The organism is Pectinatus haikarae, assembly GCF_050916305.1.
Lineage (GTDB): Bacteria > Bacillota > Negativicutes > Selenomonadales > Selenomonadaceae > Pectinatus > Pectinatus haikarae.
This window is the reverse complement of record NZ_CP116940.1, coordinates 548,479-575,099: the sequence shown is the minus strand read 5'-3', so window position 1 is coordinate 575,099 and position 26,621 is coordinate 548,479. Positions and strand designations below refer to the sequence as shown.

Genomic DNA, 26,621 nt, shown 5'->3' with positions numbered 1-26,621 from the left:
TTTATTATTTATTGAACAGTATATTTTTTATGGCATTATGCACGACTTTTTCCGGGACTGTGTCATCCAAATGAACTTTTCCGATTTCGTCTAAAAGGATCCAGTTTATTTTGCCTCCGACAGTTTTTTTGTCGTGAAAAAGATCGTTATATATGCCTGCTTCGGAGCAGCCGGTGCATTTATCGGGCAGCCTGCATAAGTCGAGGATGCGGCGGATGTCCGACACTGTACCCTCTTCGATAAAGCCAAGCTCACAGCTTATAGCAGCGGCGCCAAGCATACCTATGGCGACAGCTTCACCGTGATTGTATTTTTTATATCTCGTTTCTCTTTCGATGGCATGGCCCAGTGTATGTCCGAAATTCAGGATGGCGCGCAGTCCTGTTTCCTTCTCGTCTTCGGCTACAACAGATGCCTTGATTTCGCATGATCTGGCTATGATATTTCTCAGAATCTCGTTGTTCAATGTAAAAATTTCGGCGGAATGATCGGCTATATAGTCAAAAAATGTTTTGTCATAAATCAGGCCGTACTTTATTATTTCCGCCAGGCCGGTAGATATTTCTCTGGCAGGAAGTGTCTGCAGCATGTCAAGGTCTATGAAAACGGCTTTGGGCTGATAAAACGCACCGATCAAGTTTTTGCCGAGGGGATGATTTACCGCGACTTTGCCGCCCACGGAAGAGTCGACATGCGCCAGCAGGCTGGTCGGAATTTGAATAAAAGGAACACCGCGCATATAGGTTGCTGCGATAAAACCGGCGAGATCACCAACTACACCGCCGCCAAGTGCGATTATCGGCGACTTTCTGTCCAAGCCGGCTTTGATGGCTTCGGTGTAGAGATCCTGAGCGGAAGTAAAGGATTTTGTTTTTTCTCCGGCTTCCAGTATGGCCAAGCGAGGTGAAAAACCGATTGTCCGCAGCAGATCTGTTATTTTTTCACTATATAATTTGCCTACATTGCTGTCCGTGACAACAAGGGCGGTACGTGAAAAATTACTGCCCGCAAAAAAATCGGCAATTGTTTTGTGTAAATTGTTGTCTATATAAATATCGTAGCTGTTATTTATGATGGGAACGGTTACTGTCTTCAATTCTTTTTCCTCCGCAGATATACGATGATTTCATTAACTATTTGCAGCGGCGTGAGATCATCTGTATCAATCATGAAATCGGCCTGATCATAAAAAGGCATTCTTTTTTCTAAAAGTGACTGCATTTTGCTTTCATCATTTTTCAGCAGAGGTCTGTTATTGCGGCCTTTTGTTCTTCTCATAATTGTCGGGATTCCGGCACGCAGACAAATCAATATGTTGCCGCCGGTTTTCATGGACAGACGATTTTCCTCAAACATGGGCACGCCGCCGCCGGTCGATATGACAATATTAGCGCGGCTGCAAACTTCTTTTACGATTTTTTTTTCATACTGGCGAAAGTAATCTTCTCCTGATTCGGCAAAAATTTGAGGAATAGACAATTCGGTTCTTTCTTCGATAAGTGTATCCGTGTCAACGAAAGAATAGCCGAGTTTTTCAGCCAGAAGACGTCCTACACTGCTTTTGCCGGTTCCCATGAAACCTATTAAAACAATATTCTTCATTTTTTGCCCAGTCTTTTATTATAGTTTTCAATAGAAGAACGGATATCGTTCATGGCGTGTCCGCCGAACTGTTCCAAAACAGCATCGGCAACCGCATACGCGATCATGGCAGCACCTACTATCGATGCTGCGGCTACAGCACAAATATCGCTGCGTTCTGTAGAGGCTAAAACTTCTTTTTTATCTTTGATATCTATGGAATGAAGAGGAGCCATGAGGGTCGGGATCGGCTTCATTACGGCGCGCAATATGATGTTTTCACCGTTGGTCATGCCGCCTTCCAGTCCGCCGGCGTGATTTGTCTTTCGATAGACCTGCTTGTTTTCATCATAAAACATTTCATCGTGCATTTTACTGCCGGGGTTATATGCATAAGCGAGACCGTCGCCTATTTCGACGGCTTTTATAGCTTGTATGGACATAAGAGCTTGTGCCAGTCTGCCGTCAAGCCTTTTGTCCCATTGGATATGAGAACCGAGTCCTTCCGGCACGCCCGTAGTTATTACTTCAAACATACCGCCAAGAGTGTCGCCCGACTGTCCTGCATCACGGATCTTTTGCCGCATTTTTTCTTCGGCCGCCGCATCTATGCAGTTAAGGTCGGAGGTATTGTCTGCGATTTTGGTATAATCAATGCTGTGACGATCTATTTCGACGCCGCCGATATTTACTACATGAGAAAATACACTGATACCGAGGGACTGCAGAAACTGCTGGCATACGGCACCGACTGCTACCTTAGCAGCCGTTTCGCGTGCGCTTGCTCTTTCTAAAATATCGCGGATATCGGTTCTGTCATACTTGTGTATACCCACTAAGTCGGCATGACCCGGTCTGGCTGCGGTCACTTTATCACCGAACGGTTCTCCTTTGACAGACATTTTTTTTATCCAATTGCCCCAGTCGCGGTTTTTTATTTGCAGGGTAATGGGATCACCCATAGTTTCATTGAAACGTATTCCCGATAAGATATCAGCCTTATCCGTTTCTATCTTCATACGGCCGCCCCTGCCATATCCCATTTGGCGGCGGGCCAGTTTTTTGTTTATTTCGTCAGCATCGACTTGCAGCCCGGCGGGAATCCCCTCTAAAATGGCAGTCAGGCATTGACCATGTGATTCACCGGCAGTAAGAAAACGTAACATAACAACAATCCTTCCTTATTCTTTATTGTAAATTTATTTAGCCTTCATCCATTGATTCCAGACTGGCGGTACGAATATTTCATTGAACTTTGCGACTGCGTAACTGTCGGTAAGACCGGCAATATAATCGACAACTGTCTGCTGTTTGCCCCATTTTTCTTCCATTCGGCGAAATTCCAGCGGCAGTTTGTGGAAATGCTTCATATAATAGCCAAATAGCTGTTCGATTACAAAACATGCCTGTTTTCGTTCTCTCGCCAGTATTTTGGAATGATATATGCGCTCGAACATGAAGCTGCGAAAGACATCCATGGTTTCTTTCATAGGTTCCGATAATAAAATATCATGTTTGCCGGTCGATGACAATATCATATCACTGACCATGCCGGTGATCATAGTGGAATGATCGTTACCCAAAGACACTGCCACGGATTCGGGCAGATCATTTTTTTTCAGCAGACCGGAACGCAGACTGTCATCGAAATCATGGCAAAGATAGGCTATTCTGTCAGCTGTTTTTACTATGCGGCCCTCCAGCGAAAACGGTACTGTACTGCCTGTATGATTTAGGATACCGTCTTTTACGGCAAGCGTCAAATTGAGGCCTTTTCCGTCTTTTTCCAGATATTCCACCATGCGCAGGCTTTGTTCATTATGCGAAAAATGACCTATGAGATTTGACATGGCATCCTCTCCGGCGTGGCTGAACGGTGTGTGTCCTACATCATGACCAAGAGCGATAGCTTCTGTCAGATCTTCATTCAGGCGCAGACCGCGTGCGATTGTCCTTGAAATCTGAGCTACTTCAAGACTGTGTGTCATACGTGTGCGATAGTGGTCTCCGGAGGTTATGTAAACCTGTGTTTTATGTTTGAGCCGGCGAAAAGATTTTGAATGAAGGATGCGGTCGCGATCACGTTGGTACGCTGTCCGAAAAAGGCACATCTCTTCATGGCGGCCGCGGACAGCCTCTCTGCTTTTTGCAGCATCCGCAGACAGTATCTCGTATTCCAATTCTTCTGTTCGTTCTCTTACATTCATAAATGCACCACCCTGCACAAAAAAATTATCGCTGTTATCTGTATTGCTCAAGTAAATTACTATAATATATTATAACTGTCCTATGTAAAAAATAATAGAAGTTAATTTTTAGTCGTTATATGTTCGGATCATAATATGATATAATATTAATAAAAGAAGAAAAATTTTATGGAGGCTTTTATGCGTATATTAAAAATATCCCTTGTAATGATCGCAGTCATGTTTATAAGTACATATACTGCTTTTGCTTCACCTAAGGTCACAGCTGATAAAACAACATTTGATATTTTATCGGGCACATACAAGCTGGACGGAAACGTACATGTTGAAACCGGTAAATTCACTGTTACAGCCGATCATGCACAAGTAAATCTCACATCCTTTGAAGTATGGGCGCAGAGTAATATCAACTGTCTTTACGGAACAAATGAAGAAGGAACGGCTCCCATAAATTTTAGTGGCAATGATCTGTACGGCTCATGGGCTGAAAAGACGATCACAGTGAAAGACGGTACACAGTTTAAATCAGGAGGACTGAGCATAAAGGCTGATAAAACCGTATTTAATTGGGAAACGAAGATCGCAGATTTCTCCGGTAATGTCGAAGTAGTTCAGGACGGTAAAACAAAGAAATACGATCAGATCAAATATAATGTAGCTGAAAACAAATTTTTAAATGATGCTGCCGATTGAGCAGAAGAAAAAATAAGTGCAGCGGTAATTTCAAATTCAGTTTATCCCGGCAGAGCAGTAAAAGCATGCGGGCATAAAAAAGGCATTTTTCAATGCCTGTTTTTTTACATATTTTTTATCGGTGTTGTGCCGCGGGAAAGAGCAATAGGCCCGGTACGGGCAATTTCCAAAATGTCGTAGCAATTGAGCATGTCAATGAGTGCCGCCAATTTTTCCTGCTCGCCCGTTAGTTCAAGAACAACATTTTCATGGCCGACATCCACGATATGAGCTCTGAATATATTGGCAATATTGACAATGTCTGCACGCACGGCAGGCGTGTCAGCTTTTACCTTGACCATTATGAGTTCTCTGTTTATAGAGGGAAGTTCACTTATATTGACAATTTTTATTACATCTATAAGTTTGGCCATTTGATGGATGACTTTGTTCAGTTCAGTCTCATTGTAGGCATTCACTACAATATTTATGCGGGTAACATCATTCTCTTCAGTATATCCGGCATTTATTGTTTCAATATTGAAAGCACGGCGGCTGATCAGTCCCGATACATGAGTAAGCACGCCCGGTTTATTTTCCGCCAGAATAGCGATTTGATATTTCATAAAATCAGATATCTCCTTCCAAGATCATTTCATCAAGACGTTTACCGCCTGGCACCATCGGCAGTACATCCTGAACTTCCGGCACAACAATATCGATGAGTACGGGACCGTGTTCACTGAAGATTTTTTCCAGGCCTGTTTTCAGATCTTCCTTTTTTTCAATACGGTAACCTTTAATGCCCATTGCCTGCGCTATTTTTACGATATCGGCTTTGCTTTTGAAAAGAGAATGTGAATATCTTTTACCGTAGAACATACGCTGCCACTGTGTAACCATGCCCAGTACCGAATTATGGATAACAATTATTTTTATATCTATAGCATAATCGGCCAGTGTCGCCATTTCCTGGCAGTTCATCATGATGCTGCCGTCACCTGAAAATAGCAGCACCTTTTTTTGAGGCATGCCGAGCTTTGCCCCCATGGCAGCAGGCAAACCATAACCCATGGTGCCCAAACCGCCCGAGGTTATAAAATTACGGGGACCGTAAATTTTAAAAAATTGTGCGGTCCACATTTGATGCTGTCCGACATCGGTAACGGCGACAGTATCGGGACCGGACATGTCTGAAATTTTGCTGATTGCCTCTTGGGCAAGAATATGTGTCTTGTCCTCCTTATAGGTAAAAGGATTTTCCTTCTGCATCTTTATAGTGTATTCGTACCATTCTTTGCAATTGCTTTTTATAGATGAAACATACGGCGCGGTTTTTTCCAAGAATAACGGAAGAGACCATTGGAGATCGCCGATTACACTCAGTTCAGTTTTTATATTTTTATTTATTTCCGCATGATCTATATCAAAATGAATTATAGCGGCATTTGGTGCGAATTGATTTACAATACCAGTGACTCTGTCATCAAAACGTACACCAATGCCGATCAGTAAATCGCACTCCATAATAGCTATGTTCGATGCATAGGATCCATGCATGCCCGCCATGCCAAGATATCCGTCACTGTCCGGATCGGCGCAGCCGAGTCCCATCAATGTGCTGGTCACAGGGATATGCATGCTGCTGGCAAACTTACGCAAAAATTTGTGAGTGTCTGATGAAATAACACCTCCGCCTGTAAAGATAACAGGTTTTTTTGCTTTCTGCAAAGCAGTGACGACGCTGTCAATCGTTTTTTCGTCGCCGATATTGATCCCGCTGTAGCCGCGTAAGTTTACACTGTCGGGATATTCATAATCAAATTCGGCAGCAAATGCATCCTTGGCTATATCTATCACTACCGGTCCGGGACGCCCTGTTCCGGCTATGAAAAAAGCCTCTTTAAGCACACGCGGCAGATCTTCTGCATAGCGGACAAGGTAATTGTGCTTGGTGATAGGCGAGGTTATACCGCATACGTCGGCTTCCTGAAAGGAATCCTTGCCGATGAATGGGGTCGCTACCTGTCCCGTTATGCAGACAAGAGGTATAGAATCAATATTAGCTGTGGCTATACCTGTTATCAAATTAGTGGCACCGGGACCGGAAGTAGCGACGCAAACGCCTACCTTGCCCGTGGCCCTGGCATAACCGTCGGCAGCATGTACTGCACCCTGTTCGTGTCTTGTTAATATATGGGGAAATTTTGTTTTATAGATTTCGTCATATAAGGTAAGCACAGCACCTCCGGGATAGCCGAAGATCAATTCAACACCTTCGTTTTTCAGGCTCTCAATAACGGCTCTAGCTCCGTTTATATGCACAACAATTCCTCCTCTGAGTAAGAAAAATCCGCAGGCACAAAAAAAGCGGTAAGGCAGACTGTTCAGTCTGCCCCGCCGCCCTTGATCGCATCATAGGATTTATTAATTTTCCTTTTTATCCAGCCATGACATCATTTTGCGAAGTTTTCCGCCGACTTCTTCAATCTGATGTTCGGCATGTCTGCGGCGCATTGCATAGAATTGAGCGCGTCCTGCCTTGTTTTCAGTGAGCCATTTTGTCGCAAAACTGCCATCTTGAATATCGGTAAGGATATTTTCCATTTCTTTTTTTGTTTTGTCCGTGACTAAACGGGGACCTGCGGTGTAATCGCCGTATTCAGCCGTATCGCTTATAGAATGACGCATTTTTGCCATGCCGCCTTCATACATAAGATCAACAATAAGCTTCATTTCATGGAAACATTCAAAATAAGCAATTTCAGGCTGATAACCCGCTTTGACAAGTGTTTCGAAACCCGCGGTAATGAGATGGGTAATACCGCCGCAAAGAACAGCTTGCTCGCCAAAGAGGTCTGTTTCAGTTTCTTCCTGGAAAGTCGTCTTAATGACTCCGGAACGGGTACCGCCGATGCCGCGGGCATAGGCAAGTGCTATATCCCAGGCTTTGCCGCTGGCATCCTGATATACTGCGAAAATATCGGGAACACCGCCGCCTTCCGCAAAGGTGCGGCGTACAAGGTGACCGGGACCCTTCGGTGCGACCATGAAAACATCAATATCCTCCGGCGGCTGTATCTGTTGAAAATGTATATTGAAGCCATGCGCAAATGCAAGCGCACTGCCTGCTTTCAGATTGGGAGCAATTTCCGTTTTATATATTTTAGCTTGTATTTCGTCAGGAATTAGAATCATGGTAATGTCCGCATCTTTTACTGCATCGGCGACCTCTGCGACCTTTAGGCCGGCATCCTTTGCTTTTTGTGCGGATTTGCTGCCTGCATAAAGACCTACAGTGATATCAATACCACTTTCCTTCAAATTTAGGGCATGCGCATGACCCTGGCTGCCATAACCAATAATAGCGACCTTCTTGCCACTTATCGCATCCCAATTAACATCCTGATCGTAATAAACTTTTGCCATAAATAAAACATCTCCCCAAAATTCCAACCGGTAAAATAAATACCGATTATTAGATTTACAAAGTTACAAAAGAACATTGTATACATGATACACTTTGACAATAATTTTGTCAATAGAATTTAGCTAAAAAATTTACAGTTTGACACATGCTAAAAATTTACGAAGGTGTTAATTCCGCTGACTGTATTTGCCATCGGTTCGACAAAGGCCTTGCCGGCATTGACAATTATAGCCTGCGGTTCATTAAGCGCAAGCGCATTGCTGAAGGCTTCGACAAATTCATCCATACTGTGTACATCATAAGTTCTGATGCCGAAACTTTCCGTGTATTTAACGTAATTCATTTTGTATTCAAAATTACAGGAAAAATATCTTGCACCATAATACACTTTCTGCAGCTGACGTATCATGCCAAGCGATTCATTGTTTATGATGATCGATATTATGGGCAGACGCAGAGCGGCAATAGTATAGTATTCACTGCCAGTCATTTTTATACCGCCGTCTCCGGCGATATGGATGACTCTTTTTTTATTTTTGTAATAAAGCTGAATGCCAAGTGCAGCGGGCAGACCGAAGCCCATAGTGCCTAACCCGCCTGAAGTGAACCACGTGCGCGGCGTACGGCGTCTGATATGCTGGGCAGCCCACATTTGATGCTGACCGACATCCGTTACGACAGCATAGTCTCCTTTGTTGATTGTTTGCGAAATATGATGCATTATATTGGGCACATCGTATTTTCCGGTGTATTCATATGCAAATTTTTCTTTGTGCTTTTTCAGCGTTTTCCACCATGCATCAGGATTATTTACGGCTTCCCGCTGCATCAAAAGATTCAGTATCGTTTTCATGTCACCGGACAGACCGATGCTGCTGTGAACATTTTTGTCTATTTCGGCAGGATCGATATCTATATGAATAAAATGTTTTTCATATATGTAATGGGCTATATTGCCGGTCTGCCTGTCACCGAAGCGGCTGCCGACAGCTATTACCAGATCGGCTTCGGCAACAGTGTAATTTGCGGACTTCCGTCCGTGCAGTCCGGCAAACCCCATATAAAGAGGATGATCATTGGGAAAAGCGCCTATCCCCATAAGGGTGGACACGACAGGAAGCTTATATTTTTCAGCAAAGGCAATGAGCTCTTTGTGGGCCCGGCCCAGAACTACGCCGCCGCCTGCTATGATCACCGGCCGTTCGGCTTTTAAGATCTCGTCTATGGCTTCGGCTGCGCAGATGATAAAATCGGCATCCGGTTTGGCAGCTTTATTTTCTGTAGTATTTTCCGGATAAGCGATATCAGCATAAAAAAAATCTTTCGGAATATCTATGAGTACGGGACCCTGACGGCCGCTGAGTGCGAGTGCAAAGGCTTTCCTCAGAAGCGGGATAAGCTCTTTTGCGCTTTGGAGTTTAAAATTATGCTTTGTTATAGGCATGGTAATGCCGAAGATATCGGTTTCCTGAAAGGAATCCCTGCCCAGCAGATTGCTGTCCACCTGTCCCGTTATAATTACCATAGGAACAGAGTCCATAAAAGCAGTAGCTATCCCTGTCACAAGATTTGTCGCACCGGGGCCTGATGTGGCGATGCATACACCGGCTTTGCCGCTGGCACGGGCATAGCCGTCGGCTGCGTGTGCGGATGATTGTTCATGTGTGGTCAAAATAAAATCGATGCTGCTGTCTTTGCCGAGAGCGTCAAAAAGAGGCAGAATCATTCCGCCCGGATAGCCAAAAATTGTGTTTACTCTCTGCTCTTTAAGACATTTGATAACTGCCTGTGATCCTTCCATATTTTTACCTCGATGTAAATTCGCTGTCAAAGCATATTTTTGCCGTAGAAACCCGGTTTCTCTTTATAGCTTGTGATCGTTTGTTCTCCTCTTTCCAGAGCGATCTGGCCGGTCCGTATTATTTCTAAGATGCCATAAGGTTCTAACAGCCGCGTGAATGCGACTACCTTTTCATCCTGTCCGGTAATTTCAAAAATAAGTGTCGTTGCCTGTACATCAACCACGCGTGCACGGAAAAGTTCGGCAATTTTTAAGATGTCCAGTCTATTGCTCTCGGACGATTTTATTTTTATCAGGGTCATACCGCGATATACGGCATCTTCCGGATTATGCAGCTGAACAGCAGCAACATCCGGTATTTTACTCAGCTGCTTTATCAGCTGATCGACTATATGTGTTTCCCCGCTGAAAAAAATAGTTATCCGCGAATATTCCGGTGACTGGGTTATCCCCACAGAAAGGCTGTCAATGTTAAAAGATCTGCGGGAAAACATGCCAACGACACGCAGCAATACTCCCGGCTGATTATTGACAAGAACAGAAAGCGCATGCTTCATGAATCACATCCCCTTTTATGAATCTGACAATACTAGGCATATTATTCCGTGAATATGCTTATATATTAATATATGATTTTACATTAATTTTTGATGAAAATCCAGATAAAAGTAAATAAATTTAATATTTTTGTTTATAAATGGAGTGAAAATCATGGGGGACTGTTTTGCAGACCGAAGCAAGAGCTTATTTTTGAGCAAGAATGAACACTGTACCAACAATCAACACACTGCCGATAATTTCCGGCAGACCGAAGGCAACGTTCATGAAAATCACCGAAAGGGCAACTGAGGCAAATGGTTCAATGGAAGCCATGGTGCCTACCTCGGTGGGATAAAGATATTTTGTACTTTCTATATAGGACCAAAAAGCTATTACGGTACCGCAGATAATTACAAAAAGCAGTGCCAGCGCCGCGCCGAAATCAAATATACCTTTGAAGGAAAAAGGTGATTGGAAGAATGACAGCAGCAAACCACCGCAAAGCATTCCCCAGCCGACAACAAGGGAAGAATGATGCTTGGTAAGCATAGCTCTCGGCTGCAATGTATATAAAGCGGCGGCCAGCGATGATATCAGTCCCCAGAATAATGCGGTATGGGAAATAGCCAGGCTGCTGAGAGAACCCTTGGTGGTCAGAAGAAAAGTTCCTGCCACAGCCATCAGGATGCACAGGCACTCCCGCGGCATCGGCCGGCGTTTTTCCGTGAGCAGTATATATATAAGAATGACTACGGGCATGAGATACTGAAGAATGGTCGCCGTTGCGGCATTACTGTGTAAAATGGTGAAAATAAAAGTAAATTGAGTGCCAAGCATGCCGAAGGCGCTGAAAATAATTATATCGCGGATGCTTTTGCCCTTCCATATGGACAATGTCCTGCCGTGGCAGATGATTTTGTCTGCAATCAGCAAAATAGCACCGGCACATATCAATCTGATACAGGTCAGCCATACCGCATCAAACATTTTGTCATGCAGCAGATATTGGATCACTACTCCTGTTGCTCCCCAAAGAGCGGTTCCCAGCATGATCAGCAGGAACCCTTTTAAACGACTGCTCATTAAGCTATTATTCTCCTTTTGCGATTCCAAAATAAATACTCTATCATTTTAATTCATATACGTTGAATATTTCAAGTATTGATGGATCACGGTTATGATTTTTCGCAAGTACGGCGGCCGTAGCAATAAGACTGGGCAAATTTCCTGCTGTATAATATAGAATCTGCCGGCAAAGATGTTTGACAAAACTATTTAATCGGCATACAATAATCGTACACAATTGAATATAAAAACAAGGGAGCCTATGCAATAGGCTGAGAAAGGGCTGTGAGCACCTGACCTTTGACCTGATCGGGATAATGCCTGCGTAGGGAGTTTTGTTTTGAACGCATAACGTCTATCCTGATCAGGGTGGACGTTTTATTTTTTTTTGAGGTGATGAAAGTGCAGATTGTTATCAATGGAAAAAAAAGGCAGCTTGCCGAGAACATTTCGCTCCAGACAGTAATGGATGAAAATTTAGCAGCCGGCGGACGAGCCGTTGCTGAGTTGAATGAGCGGATAATCGACAAACAGGCATGGAATGAAACAATGCTGAAGGAAAATGATGTATTGGAAATAGTGGCATTTATGGGAGGCGGTTCTAAATGACGGTTAGTGAAAATGATTATTTGGAAATTGGCGGAAAAATTTTAACAAGCAGATTCTTTATCGGTACAGGTAAATTTGCCGACAACAAAAAAATGCCGGAGGTCATCCACGCAGGAAAAGCTTCTGTGGTGACGGTAGCTTTAAGGCGTGCTGATCTGAAATCGACCGAAGAGAATATTCTTGATCATATTCCGCAGGATGTTGTTCTCATGCCGAATACATCGGGGGCAAGAACTGCGGAAGAAGCAATAAGGATTGCGCATTTGTCAAAAGCGATGGGCTGCGGCAGCTGGATCAAAATAGAAGTTATTTCTGATAATCGTTATCTTTTGCCCGACAATCAGGAAACACTGAAAGCCACGGAAATTTTGGCAGCCGAGGGGTTTACCGTACTGCCGTATATAAGTCCTGAATTGATGGCCGCGAAAAGGCTGGTGGATGCCGGAGCTGCGGCAGTGATGCCTTTTGCCGCACCCATAGGTTCCAACAGAGGACTCAGAACAAAGGAACTTGTCCAGATATTGATTGATGAAATAGATGCGCCTATCATCGTGGACGCGGGGATAGGCAGACCATCCGAAGCAGCCGAATGTATGGAAATGGGAGCCGCGGCTGTTTTGGTGAATACGGCTGTTGCCACAGCCGGCTCGCCTGTGAAGATGGCTGAAGCTTTTTCACAGGCAATAATAGCCGGAAGAACGGCATTTCTGGCCGGGACGGGCCGAATACTTGCAGCGGGGGCAAGCAGTGCTTCCTCACCGCTTACCGGTTTTTTGCGCAGGGAGGAAGTATAATATGTCTGCCGAAACTTATCTGCAGGAAAAACAGCAGTATAATGACCTGAACTTCACAGATTTTCTCAATAAGGTAACAGAGGAAGACGTATTGCAGGTCCTGACAAAGAACAGAATCAGCCGCATGGATTTTTTGAGGCTGCTTTCGCCTGCCGCCCAAAAACATCTGGAGGATATGGCGCAGCGTTCCCGCCGCGATACGATAAGAAACTTCGGGTATACTATGCAGCTGTTTACGCCGATGTATATAGCCGACTATTGTGATAACTTGTGTGTATACTGCGGTTTTAATCACAATAATAAGATAAGCCGCCGCTGCCTTACAATGGATGAGATCGCAAAAGAAGCGGAGAATATAACACAGACAGGACTCCGGAATATTTTGGTATTGACCGGTGAATCGCAAAAATACAGCCCGGTTGATTATATTCTGGAAGCGGTGGAAGTCCTCAGAAAATATTTTGACAGTGTAGCCATTGAAGTTTATTCTTTTTCGGAAAAGGATTATATTCGTGCTGCGGATACGGGCGTGGACGGAATGACAATGTTTCAGGAATGTTATGATAAAGACATATATGAGACACTCCACCCGGGCGGACCGAAAGCCGATTATGAATATCGGCTGGATGCGCCGGAGCGCGCCTGCCGTGCGGGTATCCGCAATGTGAATATAGGGGCGCTTCTGGGGCTTAATGAATGGCACGAAGAAGCGTTCTTTACGGGCGTTCATGCTGATTATCTGCAGCATAAATATAAGGATACGGAAATAGCTGTTTCTACACCGAGGATGCGCCCGTGTTCAGCTGGCTATGCGCCGCGTTCTATAGTAAATGATATTGAACTCGTACAGTATATAACGGCGCTGCGGATTTTTTTGCCGCGGGCAGGAATTACTCTGTCAACAAGGGAAAAACCAAGAATGCGTGACCATTTGGTGAAAATGGGAATTACTAAAATATCCGGCGGCGTAACGGTCGCGGTCGGAGGCCATACAAAGGGAGAAGACGACGGACAATTTGAAATATCCGATCAGCGGTCTGTCCCGCAAATGGCGCAAATGCTTTATGCTCAGGGATATCAGCCCGTGTATAAAGATTGGCAGACACTTATTTGAAGAATAGACGATTAATGATAAATATTTGCAGGAATATCCCCGCCATACGCGAAATAGTTATACGATGTATGTTGGAACATTCATCGCATAATGTACTCACACAGGAGGATATTTATGAATCTAAGAGCAGGCATGGAATCTTTTTTCAACACAGGAATTTACGGGATAACTGCTGAAAAAGTGTCAAACGGGCGTGACAATATTGAAGTGGTCCGCGAAATGCTTGAAGGAGGCATCAAATTTATCCAGTATCGTGAAAAAGAAAAGGATGCCCTTTCTCGTTACGAAGAATGTCTTATTTTGCGTGATATGGTAAAACAGGCAGGCGGAGTTTTTATCATTGACGACTTTATAGATTTAGCTATAGCGGTTAATGCCGACGGTGTTCATATCGGGCAGGCTGATCTGCCTGTACATGTTGTGCGCAAGATGCTCGGCAGCGATAAATTGATCGGCTTGTCAACGCATAGCGCGGAAGAGCTGGAACGAGCCAATGAGTTAAAGAAATATATTGATTATATAGGCGTCGGTCCCATACATGCCACACCTACCAAAAAGGATGCTGTACCTGTGGGTATTGACTATCTTTCGTACGCTGCAAAAAATGCACAGATGCCTTTTGTTGCCATAGGCGGCATAAAAGAGCATAATATTGATGAAGTCATCAGCGCGGGGGCAAAAACGGTAGCTGTGGTGAGCGACGTTGTCGGAGCCGAAAACATAAAAAGAAAAGTGGAAAAACTGCGGGAAAAAATGTTTTCCGGTATTCACTGAGGCTATATATTTTTTTAAATAAGGACGGATCGCCGATGTTTCGGCGATCCGTCTTTTCCTGTGACAAACTGTCGGATTTATAGTATATAATGGATAAGATGCAGGCAAATTTAACAGTCGTACAATGAATATAAGATATTACGCATACGGGAGGACATGCTTATGAAATCAGCCGTAACTATAGAAAACATTGATATCGGTTATGGCAGGCATATTATATTGAATAATATAAACGCTGAAATAACGGCCGGACAATTTGTCGGCATTATCGGCTGCAATGGTTCGGGGAAAAGCACTCTGCTAAAAGCACTGAGAGGGCTTCAGCCTTTGAATAAAGGCAGAATCTCATATTTTGGCAGGGACATAAGGGCGCTGACAGCAAAACAGACTGCCCGTATGGCAGCCTATATGCAGCAAAATATAAATTTACAATTCAATTATACAGGCAGGGATATCGTCTCAGCCGGACGATATCCGTATTTGGAGTGGTGGCAGAAAGAAAGCAGGGCAGATGAAGAATTGGTACAGGCCTGCTTGGAATATACGGGGACGAAGGATCTGCAGAATATACCTGTCAACGAAATTTCAGGCGGACAGAGACAGCGGATTTTTCTGGCAAAAGTTCTTGCACAAAAAACACCGCTTATTTTTATGGATGAACCGACAGCCGGATTGGATATGGTTTACCAGGAAGAAACATTTCGCTTTACAAGAGAGCTGGCACAAAATGGTAAAACGGTGTTCATGGTGGTTCATGAATTGAATCTGGCAGCCAGATATTGTGACAGGATAATGCTGCTGGGAGAAGGCAGGCTGCTTGACTATGGAGCACCTCAACATATTTTTACGGAAAATATGTTGTCCAGGGCGTATAATACCGAGGTACAGATAGTGGAAAATCCGCTAACAGGCAGCTTGGAAATAACCGCGAAGGAGAACAGCCTTATCAGCAGAAAGGGAAAGGCACTCCTGAAAAAAATTTGCTGAATAAACAGGTATTTTGTTTTTGCCGCTGATGGTGTTGACTGTATACAAGCTATATGCTTTATAATGGCTCTGTGATTATTATGAAAAATTTATTAAATTATTGTGTTATTAAATGGTATGAAAATGATTTGGCGGCAAGAAATATCAGACTGGAAGAATATTTGAGGCGATATGGGCTGGACGGAATAGAACAATTGATATATGGCACACATATTCCTATTCCTGATTACAGTAAAAGCACTGTCGGTGTGCATCTGGCATATTGGCCATATTGGCTCGATTTTTGGCGGGGCAATATAACCGTAGTAGAGGGACAATTCAAAAATAAGCAGGAAAAGCTTCGTTATTTTGGCGGAGCAGTAAATAAGAGTGAATGGCTGTCTGTGATAAGGAAAAATATAAAGATCGCATTGCGGCAAAGTCCTGAATATCTGGTGTGGCATGTGGCGGAATGCCGCCCGGCGGAAATGTACACCTTTTCATTCAGCTATAATGATGATGAAGTGCTGGAGGCGGCAGCGGAGGTTTTTAACTGTATAGACGAGTGTATTCCCGATGATGTTTCAGTGTTCTTTGAGAATTTGTGGTGGCCGGGTTTGAGACTGCTTGACAAAAAATCGGTATGCAGGTTTTTTTCCTTGATAAAGAAAAAAAATGTGGGAATCATGCTTGATACGGGCCATTTGCTGAATACTGACAGCAAAATTGAAAATGAAAAACAGGCAGTCGAATATATAGCAAGCAGAATTTCGGCATTGGGCGCGGAAGCAGGCCGTATCAAAGGGGTGCACTTGAATTGTTCACTTTCAGGGAAATATCAGCAATCCTTCGGGCACTGCGCACCGCAATGCATGGATCCGCATATATTGCTGAAACACGTAGTGGCAATAGATCAGCATATGCCTTTTACGCATACAGGCATAAAAAGAATATTGAAAATGATAAAGCCGGATTATCTTGTCAATGAGCTTAATTATAAAAATTTTTCTCAATTGGATATACTTTTGGCAAAGCAGCTGACGGCATGCGGGCTTTCAGGCAGCGGTGAAAAATATTCAGGTTAAGGGTGGAAAAAATGACAAATTTGCGAAGACTGTTTTGCGGCACTGTGGTACTGGCGTTGTGCGTTTTTTTGATTATGGGCTGCGGTGTGAAAGAAGCGGAACATAATGGCGGGTCAGTATATTCGGTGACGGACAGCCGGGGCATGAAAGTGAACTTCGAGCAGAAACCGCAGAAAATTGTTACACTTTCGATGAGTACGGATGAAATTGTATTAGGCTTAGTGAGACCGGATAAACTTGCCGCGGTGAATTATCTTTTGGATGATCCGGTAAGTTCTGCCATTCCGGATCTGGCCAAGAAAATTCCGACAAAGATCAAGAATCCTTCGGCAGAAGAAATTTTTGCTATGAAACCTGATTTGGTCATAATCCCCGATTGGAATAATATTGAAATAGCTGATAGTCTCAGGGATCTTGGTCTAAAAGTCGTTGTGGTCCCCGGTGCAAAAAATATCGGGGAAGTGAAGGTCTCCGTACAGCTCATTGCGGATGCTTTGGGAGAACATGAGAAGGGAACAGAACTCATAGCTCTAATGGATGAAAAGATCAACGAAATAGAGAGCAAGGTTATTAAAATACCGCAGGAGGACAGGAAAAAAGTGGCTATTCTTTCCCTTATGCCGGGATACGGCGGCATAGGGTCTTCCTTTGATGATATATGCAAATATGCAGGGGTCGTGAATGGAATGGCTGATGAGGGACTGCATAATGGACAGCCCGTCAGCAAAGAAGAGCTGATAAAAATCAATCCGGATATTTTGTTTTTGCCGGCATATGCTGACCATAATTCGGTTGATGCGAATGTGCGCAACGAAAAATATCTTGATGATCCGGCTCTGCAGGGGATAAATGCCATCAAAGAAAATAATCTTGTATATCCGCGGGAGAGTTATATTTATTCGGTATCGCAAAATATTGTTTTTGGTATACAGGAAATTGACCGCTGTGTTTATGGCAGTGTCTTTGACTTTCCGGATAAAGCGCATTTGTCTGTTTCAGAGGAAGAGAGCAAATAAAAATATATACAGCAAATGCAAAAAAACTGCCGACTAGGCAGTTTTTTTTGTGTGCTTAACACGAACGATTACTCTGTTTACATAATTATCAATATCGGAGGTGACCCAGTGATTTTCCAGAGGAGATACGAAAATATCTCCCACAGGCTCAAGCTCGTTGACCCGCATAAATTTTTGCAGTAATTTTATTATTTCGTCAGTTTTTTTATAATATGATCCCTTAAATGACAACTTGAGATAAAGACCGGCAGGCCGCAGATATGTATTGGGTTTTGCTGTCCTGGAGTCATTGTCATAAACAGAATAAAAAGAAATGGCTTTCTGCGGATTGCCCTTGAAAAATTCATCGCGGTCGATGACCCAGCCAACATTTTTTTTGCTGAATTGTTTACAGGAAAATACATCGTAAACATGACGGGCAATTATTTTGATCAAATCCTTGCCTTTGATATGTCTGTCTATGCCGGTGAGACACAGAAGCCTGACAGGCTCATATGTCAGCAATACCTGATCAAGAATTGCCGTCTGCATCTGCAGTGTGTTTTCCATGACCAGGGTGAGGCTCTGATGAACTTTTTCCAGTTTGCTGATTGCAAAAAGACATTTTTCGTCCTGCTTTTTAAGCAGCTTTATAAAGGCGGAAGGCGATTTGGCAGTCAGATATTCCTTGATGGTGGCTATTGGTATATCAAGCTTACGCAGATTGAGGATTATTTCCAAAGTCAGATATTGCTCTATGGCATAATGCCTGTAGCCGTTGCTGCTTACAAATTCAGGCTTTAAAAGATCTATCCTGTCATAATACAGAAGTGTCTGTTTAGGTATTTTGTAAAGTGCTGCCAATTCGCCGCTCGTAAAATAATTATCACATTTTTTATCCATTATTACACCTGTTAATTATAAATATAGCATATTGATCGATAACCAGTCAATCGATATACAGGTCATCCGCAGATTAAGTTTGTATATTTTTACAAATATGAGGGCAGAGTATATTCGATCCTGATAAATAGTGCTGTTATGCAATTGACAGTATATTTGCTATATAGTTTATTATTTACAAGTATTTATAATTATACTTTATGGAAGGATATGGTATATTCATGAAGAATCATACAAACAAAAAAATTGTCTTAGCTGTTTGTATAGGCAGCAGTGTTTTATGGGAGGGGAATGCTGTAGCATCTGCCGATACGGCGCAGGCGTATAATTTTGATGACATAGTTGTCACGGCATCAAGGCTTTCTGAAAAAATTGCGGATACACCGGCTGATGTATATATTATAACGGCAAAAAATATTGCTGACAGACATTATCAAAGTGTGAGCGAAGCACTGGACAATGCTCCCGGTGTTATGGTTAAGCAGGGCGGATTTGGCGGCAGTGATCAGCACGTATTTATAAATGGTGACGATCGCGTCGTTATAATGGTCGACGGCAGACGGCTCAATCTTGACAAAGGCACAAGCGGACGGTCCGGTTTTGATATCAGTCTTCTGCCGGCACCGGACTTTATTGAAAAAATAGAAATAGTAAAGGGGATAGGTTCATCATTATACGGGTCCGATGCCGCTGCCGGGGTAATAAATATTATTACGAAAAGCGGTGCTGCCGATAAAATAACGCTGGATGCCAATACAGGATCATGGGGAACGCATAACTATTCAGCCTCGGTAAGCGGGAAGAAAAATAAAACAGGTTATTTTGTTACGCTGGCTAAATCCAGTCAGGATTATGTAAAATATAAAAATGCAAAAACCGGTGACAATGAAAAATGGCCAAGTTCAGCCAACGATACACAAAGTGCCACAGTTAAATTGGATCAGGAAATAGGAAAGGATGATATGCTGACGTTCTATTTTTCACATTTGTTCAAAAACGGCAGAAAACCTTATCAATCTCCGGAAAGCATGTACGGCTATGCGCCGAATGACTGGGGAACAGATTTGGCGAATGATGTGTCGCTTAAGTACACATGGAATAAAAACAAGGAAAACAGCGGTTTTCTGCAGATATATAAAAATTATTATGCAGGTAATTTTGTAAGCGGCGGAGTACACAGCGAATATGATGAAAAAAAGGAAGGCATTGACTTTCAGCAGAATATAGCGTTGAATGAAAGACATCAGATGGTAACAGGTCTGGAATGGCGTCAGTCCAGTGTGAACAGTCCCGCTATGTACGACGGAAGGGAAGGCAATATAAACAATAAGGCGGCATTTTTGCAGGATACGTGGAAAATAGATAACTCCTGGAGTATTACTGCGGGTGCGCGCTACGATAAGCATAATTATTTCGGTGATAAAACAACTCTGCATGCAGCAATCAATAAAAAATTCAATGCGGATAACAGAGCTTATTTTTCCTGGGGGCAGGTATTTAACGCACCGCAGGCCAATGATATGTTTTATTATTCACCGGGCGGATACGGTTATGGCTCGTATACGGGCAATCCAAATCTGAAGCCGGAGGAAGGCAATGTTTATACAGTTGGCTATGACAGCCAAATCAATGCAAAAACCGGTGCCGGGATGAGTGTTTTTTACAGTGATATAAAAAATGCTATTGACTGGGCACCTGTTGACGCAGACAATACTTTAGGCGATTGGAAAGTGTCCAATGTTGACAGATTAAAAAAACGCGGTCTGACAATATATCTGAACCGTAAAATTGACAGCAATTGGTCAGCAGATTTTAATTATACATATATAAAGAGCGAAAAAAGTGAAAGCGGCAGCGCATATGAAAGGGACGGAAATATACCGGCTAATCAATATAAATTAGGGCTGAAATACAATAAGGATAAGTGGGATGCAGAAATTTACGGGCGTGGTGCCAGCGGAGCCGCAGAGTCAAAATATGTTGATTCGAAATGGTTGACGATTGATCTTGCGGCGCAATATAAATTAAATAGTAATGTTAATTTATATGCAAAAATCTATAATTTGACAAATGCGGCATATGCTGAAAGCGGCGGGATAACAGACGGCAGTTATAATTATCCTATGCCGGGGCGCAGCTTTCTGCTCGGCATGCAGTACAGTTTCTGAAAGATATTTGACAGTACAGCAGGTATATAGTTTATAATAATCAATTCAGTAAAAATACTCAATATATATTCAATGGGGGAAAATATATGCCTGCAACCGGAAAAAGCAATAAAAAAATTTTGCTGTTTCTTGCATTGTTTTTAATGGTTATTTGTCTGATATCGCTGTCCTGCGGGCAGATAGAAATACCGATGAAAAGCACTTTGTCGGCAGTTTTTTATCATTTAAATATACTGTGGGGAGAAAATGGTTCGTTTACAATGGAGCAGGACGCTGTAATTTGGTTTATACGAATGCCGCGGGTTCTGACGGGGGTGCTGGTAGGTGCCGGACTGGGGATTTCAGGAGCGGTAATGCAGGGTATTTTCAATAATCCGCTGGCTGATCCGGGAATTACGGGCGTTTCGGCAGGAGCCGCGACGGGAGCCGTGATAGCTATCGCGCTGGGAATAGCCGCAGAAAATGTTTTTATGCTGCCTCTGTTTGCCTTATTTGGGAGTCTTCTTGCCGTATTTTTTACTGTGTTTTTGGCTATGCGGGGAAAACGGATACCGGCGGTGACGCTGCTTTTGGCGGGAGTTGTGACAAGCATGCTGCTGGGAGCAGTTACATCAGGTATTCTGACGATGATGAACGAGCAGAAAGCACAAAGTTATTTGTTTTGGATTATCGGCGGCCTTGATTACAGGCGATGGGAACACGTTTATATTGCTGCGGGACCTATATTGTCAGGTATAGCAGTTATGATAGCTGCGGCACGTCATCTGAATGTTCTGGCACTTGGCGATACTGAGGCAAGATCAGTAGGGATGCCTGTCATGACATTTCGTATAGGTCTTATGTTTACTGCTGCCGCAGTGACTGCCGCTGCCGTTTGCGTGAGCGGCAATATAGGCTTTGTGGGTTTGATCATACCGCATATAATGCGAATGCTGCTGGGGCCAGATTACGTGCTGCTTTTGCCTGCCAGCGCTCTGGCGGGAGCGGCTTTCTTAGTGAGCTGCGATTTGCTTGGCCGCATTATCATGCCGCCGGTGGAGATACGGGTCGGTATAATGACGGCATTGTTAGGCGCACCATATTTTTTGTATCTGCTGAGAAAAATGCAGAAAATTTCTTATGATTCCTGACGGCAGGTGATGGTTGGTATATGTAAAAGAGCATTGGCCTATAAGCCAATGCTCTTTTACATAAAATTTGCATATACAGAAACACCAAAGACTGTTATAATACCGGCAACCACTATGGAGAGACTGCTGATGGCAGCTTCGATAGCTCCCATTTCCATGGCTTTGGCTGTACCGATCGCATGTGCCGATGAACCTATAGCAACCCCTCTTGCGACGGGTTCGTTGATTTTAAAGAGTTTGCATACTTTTTCAGCCATTATATTGCCCAAAACACCGGTTATGATTATAACCGCCACTGTAATGGTAACTATACCGCCAAGTTCTGTTGAAACATCGATGCCGATAGCGGTAGTAATGGACTTTGGCAGCAGCGTGACATATTCTCTGTGATTGAAGTTGAATAATATGCTGAGGATCAGAATGGTAGTCATACTTGTGATGACTCCGGATATGATGCCTGCAAGGATGGCTTTGACATTCTTTTTCAGAAATTCCAGCTGCTCATAGAGCGGAATTGCCAGACAGATAGTAGCGGGAGTGAGCAGGTAACTGAGATATTTAGCACCGCGATTGTATTCATCGTATTGAATGTTAAAACCCAGCAGGAATAGAATAATTATAAAAATCGCTATTAAAAGAGGGTTAAATACCGCAAGCCTGAATTTTTTTTTGATAAACAAGCCTATTTCATAAGCTGCAATACTTACTATAAGTCCGAATAAAGCCGAATTGGAGATGAGTTCATTCATCCTTAAGGTCGCTCCTTTTTTGGTTGAAATGAATCACCATTTGGGTAACATGACCGGAAATAACCATGACTGCCAGAGTAGATATAAAAATCACTACTATCAAAGGAAATAATAATTCTTTTACTGTATTCCACGAATTGAGCAGACCAACAGCTGCCGGTATAAACATTATCGGCATAGTTTCCAATAGGATTTTGCCGGCATCCTTTACTGAAACAAGAGGTATTACCTTTGCTTTTAATAAGAAAAGCATCAATAATAATCCGTAGATACTGGCTGGGATAGGCAGCGGAACCAAGGCTTTGACAGTTTCAACTACAAGAGTCAGAGCTAGAATAATGGTAAATTGTTCTAAAAGCTTCATTAAAGTGTCGACTCCTCTCTTCACTGTTGTGTGAAGACAGAACAATATATTCTGCTTAGATAAAAAAAATATATAATCTGATGAAAATTAATTATATATTTTTTTTATGATAAGTCAATATAGATATGTAAAAAAGTTATATTATAAAAAAAGAGAATTTTCTGTATTTAAAAAAGATAAAATAAATACCGAGGCCAGGAATCTCCATCTCCCCCTAGGACCTCGGCATAGAATATATTTATAATAATTTTTTTCGAAATGATCAAATGTGCCGTATCACGTCGATCCCCATATATTTTCGCAGGACTTCAGGAACGATCACACTGCCGTCTTTCTGCTGATAATTTTCCAGTATAGCTGCTACTGTTCTTCCCACCGCAAGGCCGGAGCCATTCAGTGTATGAACATATTCCGGTTTGGATTTTGTATCTCGGCGGAATCTTATATTGGCACGGCGGGCCTGATAATCCTCAACATTGGAGCAGGAAGAAATTTCTCTGTACATATTGCAGCTTGGCAGCCAGACTTCTATGTCATAGGTTTTTGCTGCGGTAAAACCTATGTCACCGCTGCATAAGGTTACCACATGATAAGGAATTTCCAGAAGTTCCAGAATATGTGAAGCATCTCTTACCATTCTTTCCAATTCATCATAAGAATTTTCTGGTTTGACAAACTTTATCAATTCTACTTTATTGAACTGATGCTGGCGTATAAGACCGCGTGTATCACGGCCGGCGGAGCCGGCTTCTTCTCTGAAACAGGCTGTGTAAACGCAATAATGTTCGGGCAGAGAAGCCCCGTCAAGTATTTCATCACGATGATAATTCGTCGCGGGAACTTCTGCTGTAGGTACGAGATAAAGATCGGTATCCTGAATTTTAAACATATCGTCAGCAAATTTAGGCAGCTGGCCGGTACCTGTCATACTTTCCTTGTTGACTATATAAGGCGCCAGCATTTCAGTATAACCGTGTTCGTTGGAGTGGGTGTCCATCATAAAATTAATTACAGCGCGTTCAAGACGTGCACCCATACCCTTATAAAAAGTAAAACGGGACTGCGAAACTTTTGCTGCCCGCTCAGGATCAAGAATATCGAGCTGCGCACCTATATCCCAATGAGCTTTTGGCTCAAAATCAAATTTACGCGGTTCACCGAAACGCCGTACTTCAGGGTTGTCGCTGTCATCATTGCCCACAGGCACAGCCGGATTGAGCATATTGGGAATATGCAGCAGAATGTTGCGCAGCTCATCTTCAATAGCATGAAGCTCCTTGTCCAGCTGATTGATTTTTTCGCCTGCCGTACGCATTTCCAGGACAAGCTGGTCTGTATTCTCTTTGCGTTTTTTCATTTCACTTATCTGTTTGGAAACATTATTGCGGGATCCCTTTAACGTTTCTGTTTCGCCAATGATCACACGGCGTTTTTCTTCCAGCACTTTGAATCTGTCGAGATTCATTGGATTATTGCGTTTTTTTAGCATATCCAACACTTTTTCAGTATTATCTCTGACGAATTTAATATCAAGCATTACTAAATGACCTGCCTTTTTATACAAAGTAATTATCAGACACAGAAAAATTCTGTGCCTGCTTATCATTATGCAGAAATGAGACCAGTAAGATCACAATACTCATACTATTTTATCACATTTAAGGAGAAAAATGTACGGTTATTTTGGTATGCGGAGCAACAGGCGTTCCCGATGCAGGGGATTGCGAGGCAGCAGTGCCGCTGCCGATAATAGTTATATCAAGCTGAAGATTTTTAAGAATTTGAGTGGCATCTCTGATTGTTTTTCCTGACAGATCGGGTACAGCTGTCATTCCCTTGGGAATATTGGCTGCAGATGTCTGCTGACTGGTTTGCATTTTCGGAGCACTGACAGCAGCATTGTCATCCTTTATTGGTACAGAAGGTTCTATATGAAGATAGCGGAAAATGGCAGAAAAAATATCATGAGCTATAGGGGCTGCTATCTGTCCGCCATAGTAGTTGACCTTGTGAGGATCGTCGAGTATGACCAGCACAACAAACTGGGGGTCTTCAACCGGAGCAAAACCGCAGAAGGAAGCGATATAGCGGCCGGACAGATATCCACCGTTAACAGTATCTAATTTTTGAGCAGTACCTGTTTTTCCGGCGATGCGGTATCCGGAAACGGATGCTTTGCTGCCGCCGCCTTCAGATACAACTTTTTCAAGCAGCGATGTCAGGACCTGATCCGTTTGGACATCTATGGCTCGGCGAACTTCCTGCGGTTTGGTTTCTTCATAGACACTCTCGTCAGGATTAGAAATCTTCTTTATGATATGAGGTTTCATAAGAACGCCCTTGTTGGCGATAGCCGACATGGCAGTTACCATCTGCAGAGGCGTTACTGCTATGCTTTGTCCTATAGAAGTGGTAGCAATATTTATTTGAGACATATCCTTGGGATCAAACAAAATTCCCTGTTCTTCACCGGGAAGTTCAACACCGGTTTTTTTACCGAAACCGAATTTTCTGGCGTATTCCATAAGCCTGTCGCCCCCGAGGCCGAGCCCTATATGGACAAATCCTGTGTTAATGGATTCTTCTATTATTTTAGTAAAGGATACTGTACCGAAACTGCCTTCGCTCCAATTCTGGATGCGTCGTCCATCTATCATCAAATAACCCGGGTCGACAAAAATATCATTTGGACCGACGATTTTTTCCTGCAGAGCAGCTGCGGCAACAATAGCTTTAAAAGTGGAACCGGGTTCATAAACAAAGGAGACGGCTTTGTTTTTCCAGCTTGCAGATGAATATGCCGCAAAATTATTGGGATCATAGGATGGCCTGGAGGCCATGGCTAAGATTTCTGCTGTTTTCGGGTCCATTACAACTGCGGTCGCGGCTGCGGGCGCGTATTCTGCCATGGCCTTATCCAATGCCTGCTCAGTAATATATTGGATTGTACTGTCGATTGTCAATTCAACGCTTTTTCTGGAATTGCCCTGCGGTTCGACGTTGCTGAGAACGGAATCAAGGATAGGACGAGCCAATGTGTCGGTAAACAGTGCGGTATTTACTGCCTGTCCCTGTATGACTTTGTCCATTGACTGTTCTATGCCGTCAAGGCCTTTATCGTCAGTACCGACAAATCCCAGGACATTTGCCGCAAGCATTTTATTGGGATAATAGCGTTTGCTTTCTTCTCTGAAACCAAGACAAGTACCGTAAGATTTTTCTTTTATGAGCTTTGCCGCTGCATCGGATTCAGCTGGCTCCATCTGCCTTTTCAGCCACACAAAACCGCCGCCGATAGAAATTTTTTTCAATATATCAGCTGCCGGCATGTTGATGAGCGGTGCTAAATCATTCGCCAATGTCTGCGGATCATCAACATGATTGGGATCAACATAAAGAGATTTTGTCATATTGCTAACTGCCAGTTCATGGTTGTTGCGATCGTAGATAGAGCCTCGCGGAAGATGCACGGTGTATTGGTCTTCGGCCTGATATTGAACTCTGGCTAAAAGCTCGGGATGGAGGATGGTTTGCACCCAAATATAGCGCAGAGACAGCAGTACAAAGGCTAAAATCAGCGAAACTACTATTAAGATTATGCGCGATTGTGCCTGACGCGGGCTGGGCCTATTGTCTGCGTTGCTGTATTTAGGCAATACTGACACTCCTTCCAG

The 26,621-nt window shown here is 43.2% G+C and carries 25 protein-coding genes and 1 riboswitch; of the genes, 10 read left to right on the top strand and 15 right to left on the bottom strand.

Annotated features, from left to right (window positions below; genetic code table 11):
- Positions 1–4: 4 nt before the first annotated feature.
- From aroB to NXG61_RS02825, 4 genes are read right to left on the bottom strand one after another with little or no spacing between them, the layout of a single operon-like run.
- Positions 5–1,096: a 3-dehydroquinate synthase gene (gene aroB, locus NXG61_RS02840; RefSeq protein WP_307223578.1), complete on the bottom strand. Its 1,092-nt coding sequence runs from the start codon at positions 1,094–1,096 to the stop codon at positions 5–7.
- Positions 1,093–1,602 (bottom strand): shikimate kinase, encoded by a 510-nt coding sequence (locus tag NXG61_RS02835; RefSeq protein ID WP_307223580.1) that lies wholly within the window; start codon positions 1,600–1,602, stop codon positions 1,093–1,095. The genes aroB and NXG61_RS02835 overlap by 4 nt, the downstream gene beginning before the upstream one ends.
- Positions 1,599–2,747: a chorismate synthase gene (gene aroC / locus NXG61_RS02830; RefSeq protein ID WP_196604309.1), complete on the bottom strand. Its 1,149-nt coding sequence runs from the start codon at positions 2,745–2,747 to the stop codon at positions 1,599–1,601. The genes NXG61_RS02835 and aroC overlap by 4 nt, the downstream gene beginning before the upstream one ends.
- Before the next feature lie 33 nt (positions 2,748–2,780).
- Entirely contained in the window at positions 2,781–3,788 is a 1,008-nt protein-coding gene (locus tag NXG61_RS02825; RefSeq protein WP_196604310.1) for a deoxyguanosinetriphosphate triphosphohydrolase, read from the bottom strand.
- Positions 3,789–3,968: 180 nt separating this feature from the next.
- Here NXG61_RS02825 and NXG61_RS02820 point away from each other — a divergent pair, with 180 nt between their 5' ends.
- Positions 3,969–4,481 (top strand): LptA/OstA family protein, encoded by a 513-nt coding sequence (locus tag NXG61_RS02820; RefSeq protein ID WP_196604311.1) that lies wholly within the window; start codon positions 3,969–3,971, stop codon positions 4,479–4,481.
- A 104-nt stretch (positions 4,482–4,585) separates the two neighbouring features.
- On the opposite strand, the gene ilvN (NXG61_RS02815) is transcribed toward NXG61_RS02820, so the two are convergent.
- The 6 genes from ilvN (NXG61_RS02815) to NXG61_RS02790 all read right to left on the bottom strand — a co-directional run bounded on the left by ilvN (NXG61_RS02815) (position 4,586) and on the right by NXG61_RS02790 (position 11,314).
- The gene (ilvN, locus tag NXG61_RS02815; RefSeq protein ID WP_196604312.1) at positions 4,586–5,086 is read right to left on the bottom strand and encodes an acetolactate synthase small subunit; all 501 of its coding nucleotides are present in this window, start codon (positions 5,084–5,086) and stop codon (positions 4,586–4,588) included.
- A 4-nt stretch (positions 5,087–5,090) separates the two neighbouring features.
- On the bottom strand, positions 5,091–6,785 hold the full coding sequence (gene ilvB, locus NXG61_RS02810; RefSeq protein WP_307223584.1) for a biosynthetic-type acetolactate synthase large subunit: 1,695 nt from the start codon (positions 6,783–6,785) through the stop codon (positions 5,091–5,093).
- Positions 6,786–6,887: 102 nt separating this feature from the next.
- Positions 6,888–7,889 carry a ketol-acid reductoisomerase gene (gene ilvC, locus NXG61_RS02805; protein ID WP_307223585.1) on the bottom strand — a complete coding sequence of 334 codons (1,002 nt, stop codon included), beginning with the start codon at positions 7,887–7,889 and terminating at the stop codon, positions 6,888–6,890.
- Between the two features lie 149 nt (positions 7,890–8,038).
- Complete coding sequence (ilvB, locus tag NXG61_RS02800) at positions 8,039–9,691, bottom strand: biosynthetic-type acetolactate synthase large subunit (RefSeq protein ID WP_196604315.1); 1,653 nt, start codon at positions 9,689–9,691, stop codon at positions 8,039–8,041.
- A 26-nt stretch (positions 9,692–9,717) separates the two neighbouring features.
- Positions 9,718–10,248, bottom strand: a complete 531-nt coding sequence (gene ilvN, locus NXG61_RS02795) for an acetolactate synthase small subunit (protein ID WP_196604316.1) — start codon at positions 10,246–10,248, stop codon at positions 9,718–9,720.
- A 187-nt stretch (positions 10,249–10,435) separates the two neighbouring features.
- Positions 10,436–11,314, bottom strand: coding sequence for a DMT family transporter (locus tag NXG61_RS02790; protein WP_307223590.1), 879 nt, complete (start codon positions 11,312–11,314; stop codon positions 10,436–10,438).
- 224 nt (positions 11,315–11,538) lie between these two features.
- Positions 11,539–11,645: riboswitch (TPP riboswitch) on the top strand.
- A 53-nt stretch (positions 11,646–11,698) separates the two neighbouring features.
- Here NXG61_RS02790 and thiS point away from each other — a divergent pair.
- The 7 genes from thiS to NXG61_RS02755 all read left to right on the top strand — a co-directional run bounded on the left by thiS (position 11,699) and on the right by NXG61_RS02755 (position 17,654).
- Complete coding sequence (gene thiS, locus NXG61_RS02785) at positions 11,699–11,905, top strand: sulfur carrier protein ThiS (RefSeq protein WP_196604318.1); 207 nt, start codon at positions 11,699–11,701, stop codon at positions 11,903–11,905.
- Positions 11,902–12,699, top strand: a complete 798-nt coding sequence (locus NXG61_RS02780) for a thiazole synthase (protein ID WP_307223593.1) — start codon at positions 11,902–11,904, stop codon at positions 12,697–12,699. Before thiS ends, NXG61_RS02780 begins: the two co-directional genes overlap by 4 nt.
- A gap of 1 nt (position 12,700) precedes the next feature.
- On the top strand, positions 12,701–13,813 hold the full coding sequence (thiH, locus tag NXG61_RS02775; RefSeq protein WP_196604320.1) for a 2-iminoacetate synthase ThiH: 1,113 nt from the start codon (positions 12,701–12,703) through the stop codon (positions 13,811–13,813).
- A gap of 114 nt (positions 13,814–13,927) precedes the next feature.
- A complete protein-coding gene (thiE, locus tag NXG61_RS02770) occupies positions 13,928–14,587 on the top strand; it encodes a thiamine phosphate synthase (RefSeq protein ID WP_196604321.1) in 660 nt (219 codons plus the stop codon).
- 162 nt (positions 14,588–14,749) lie between these two features.
- A complete protein-coding gene (locus tag NXG61_RS02765; RefSeq protein WP_196604322.1) occupies positions 14,750–15,574 on the top strand; it encodes an ABC transporter ATP-binding protein in 825 nt (274 codons plus the stop codon).
- Positions 15,575–15,654: 80 nt separating this feature from the next.
- The gene (locus tag NXG61_RS02760) at positions 15,655–16,638 is read left to right on the top strand and encodes a TIM barrel protein (protein ID WP_307223597.1); all 984 of its coding nucleotides are present in this window, start codon (positions 15,655–15,657) and stop codon (positions 16,636–16,638) included.
- Positions 16,639–16,649: 11 nt separating this feature from the next.
- Positions 16,650–17,654 (top strand): ABC transporter substrate-binding protein, encoded by a 1,005-nt coding sequence (locus tag NXG61_RS02755; RefSeq protein ID WP_307223599.1) that lies wholly within the window; start codon positions 16,650–16,652, stop codon positions 17,652–17,654.
- Positions 17,655–17,687: 33 nt separating this feature from the next.
- On the opposite strand, the gene NXG61_RS02750 is transcribed toward NXG61_RS02755, so the two are convergent.
- Positions 17,688–18,536, bottom strand: coding sequence for a MerR family transcriptional regulator (locus tag NXG61_RS02750; protein ID WP_307223600.1), 849 nt, complete (start codon positions 18,534–18,536; stop codon positions 17,688–17,690).
- 221 nt (positions 18,537–18,757) lie between these two features.
- On the opposite strand from NXG61_RS02750, the gene NXG61_RS02745 reads away from it, so the two are divergent.
- A complete protein-coding gene (locus tag NXG61_RS02745; protein WP_196604326.1) occupies positions 18,758–20,704 on the top strand; it encodes a TonB-dependent receptor plug domain-containing protein in 1,947 nt (648 codons plus the stop codon).
- An 86-nt stretch (positions 20,705–20,790) separates the two neighbouring features.
- Positions 20,791–21,834: a FecCD family ABC transporter permease gene (locus NXG61_RS02740; RefSeq protein ID WP_307223603.1), complete on the top strand. Its 1,044-nt coding sequence runs from the start codon at positions 20,791–20,793 to the stop codon at positions 21,832–21,834.
- A gap of 56 nt (positions 21,835–21,890) precedes the next feature.
- Here NXG61_RS02740 and NXG61_RS02735 read toward each other — a convergent pair whose 3' ends face one another.
- The 4 genes from NXG61_RS02735 to NXG61_RS02720 form a co-directional block, all read right to left on the bottom strand.
- The gene (locus NXG61_RS02735; RefSeq protein ID WP_196604328.1) at positions 21,891–22,583 is read right to left on the bottom strand and encodes an LrgB family protein; all 693 of its coding nucleotides are present in this window, start codon (positions 22,581–22,583) and stop codon (positions 21,891–21,893) included.
- On the bottom strand, positions 22,576–22,947 hold the full coding sequence (locus NXG61_RS02730; protein WP_196604329.1) for a CidA/LrgA family protein: 372 nt from the start codon (positions 22,945–22,947) through the stop codon (positions 22,576–22,578). Before NXG61_RS02730 ends, NXG61_RS02735 begins: the two co-directional genes overlap by 8 nt.
- Positions 22,948–23,209: 262 nt before the next feature.
- Positions 23,210–24,484 (bottom strand): serine--tRNA ligase, encoded by a 1,275-nt coding sequence (gene serS, locus NXG61_RS02725; RefSeq protein WP_307223607.1) that lies wholly within the window; start codon positions 24,482–24,484, stop codon positions 23,210–23,212.
- A 121-nt stretch (positions 24,485–24,605) separates the two neighbouring features.
- Positions 24,606–26,612, bottom strand: coding sequence for a penicillin-binding protein (locus tag NXG61_RS02720; protein ID WP_370871642.1), 2,007 nt, complete (start codon positions 26,610–26,612; stop codon positions 24,606–24,608).
- Positions 26,613–26,621: the final 9 nt, after the last annotated feature.

Excerpts from the sequence above, each read along its gene's own strand:
- NXG61_RS02790 (WP_307223590.1), bottom strand. The coding sequence starts at position 11,314 with ATGAGCAGTCGTTTAAAAGGGTTCCTGCTGATCATGCTGGGAACCGCT.
- ilvN (WP_196604316.1), bottom strand. The coding sequence starts at position 10,248 with ATGAAGCATGCGCTTTCTGTTCTTGTCAATAATCAGCCGGGAGTATTG.
- ilvB (WP_196604315.1), bottom strand. The coding sequence starts at position 9,691 with ATGGAAGGATCACAGGCAGTTATCAAATGTCTTAAAGAGCAGAGAGTA.
- NXG61_RS02825 (WP_196604310.1), bottom strand. The coding sequence starts at position 3,788 with ATGAATGTAAGAGAACGAACAGAAGAATTGGAATACGAGATACTGTCT.
- ilvN (WP_196604312.1), bottom strand. The coding sequence starts at position 5,086 with ATGAAATATCAAATCGCTATTCTGGCGGAAAATAAACCGGGCGTGCTT.
- NXG61_RS02835 (WP_307223580.1), bottom strand. The coding sequence starts at position 1,602 with ATGAAGAATATTGTTTTAATAGGTTTCATGGGAACCGGCAAAAGCAGT.
- aroC (WP_196604309.1), bottom strand. The coding sequence starts at position 2,747 with ATGTTACGTTTTCTTACTGCCGGTGAATCACATGGTCAATGCCTGACT.
- NXG61_RS02735 (WP_196604328.1), bottom strand. The coding sequence starts at position 22,583 with ATGAATGAACTCATCTCCAATTCGGCTTTATTCGGACTTATAGTAAGT.
- thiH (WP_196604320.1), top strand. The coding sequence starts at position 12,701 with ATGTCTGCCGAAACTTATCTGCAGGAAAAACAGCAGTATAATGACCTG.
- NXG61_RS02780 (WP_307223593.1), top strand. The coding sequence starts at position 11,902 with ATGACGGTTAGTGAAAATGATTATTTGGAAATTGGCGGAAAAATTTTA.
- serS (WP_307223607.1), bottom strand. The coding sequence starts at position 24,484 with ATGCTTGATATTAAATTCGTCAGAGATAATACTGAAAAAGTGTTGGAT.
- NXG61_RS02820 (WP_196604311.1), top strand. The coding sequence starts at position 3,969 with ATGCGTATATTAAAAATATCCCTTGTAATGATCGCAGTCATGTTTATA.
- NXG61_RS02750 (WP_307223600.1), bottom strand. The coding sequence starts at position 18,536 with ATGGATAAAAAATGTGATAATTATTTTACGAGCGGCGAATTGGCAGCA.
- NXG61_RS02765 (WP_196604322.1), top strand. The coding sequence starts at position 14,750 with ATGAAATCAGCCGTAACTATAGAAAACATTGATATCGGTTATGGCAGG.
- thiE (WP_196604321.1), top strand. The coding sequence starts at position 13,928 with ATGAATCTAAGAGCAGGCATGGAATCTTTTTTCAACACAGGAATTTAC.
- NXG61_RS02745 (WP_196604326.1), top strand. The coding sequence starts at position 18,758 with ATGAAGAATCATACAAACAAAAAAATTGTCTTAGCTGTTTGTATAGGC.
- ilvC (WP_307223585.1), bottom strand. The coding sequence starts at position 7,889 with ATGGCAAAAGTTTATTACGATCAGGATGTTAATTGGGATGCGATAAGT.
- NXG61_RS02730 (WP_196604329.1), bottom strand. The coding sequence starts at position 22,947 with ATGAAGCTTTTAGAACAATTTACCATTATTCTAGCTCTGACTCTTGTA.
- NXG61_RS02755 (WP_307223599.1), top strand. The coding sequence starts at position 16,650 with ATGACAAATTTGCGAAGACTGTTTTGCGGCACTGTGGTACTGGCGTTG.
- NXG61_RS02760 (WP_307223597.1), top strand. The coding sequence starts at position 15,655 with ATGAAAAATTTATTAAATTATTGTGTTATTAAATGGTATGAAAATGAT.
- NXG61_RS02740 (WP_307223603.1), top strand. The coding sequence starts at position 20,791 with ATGCCTGCAACCGGAAAAAGCAATAAAAAAATTTTGCTGTTTCTTGCA.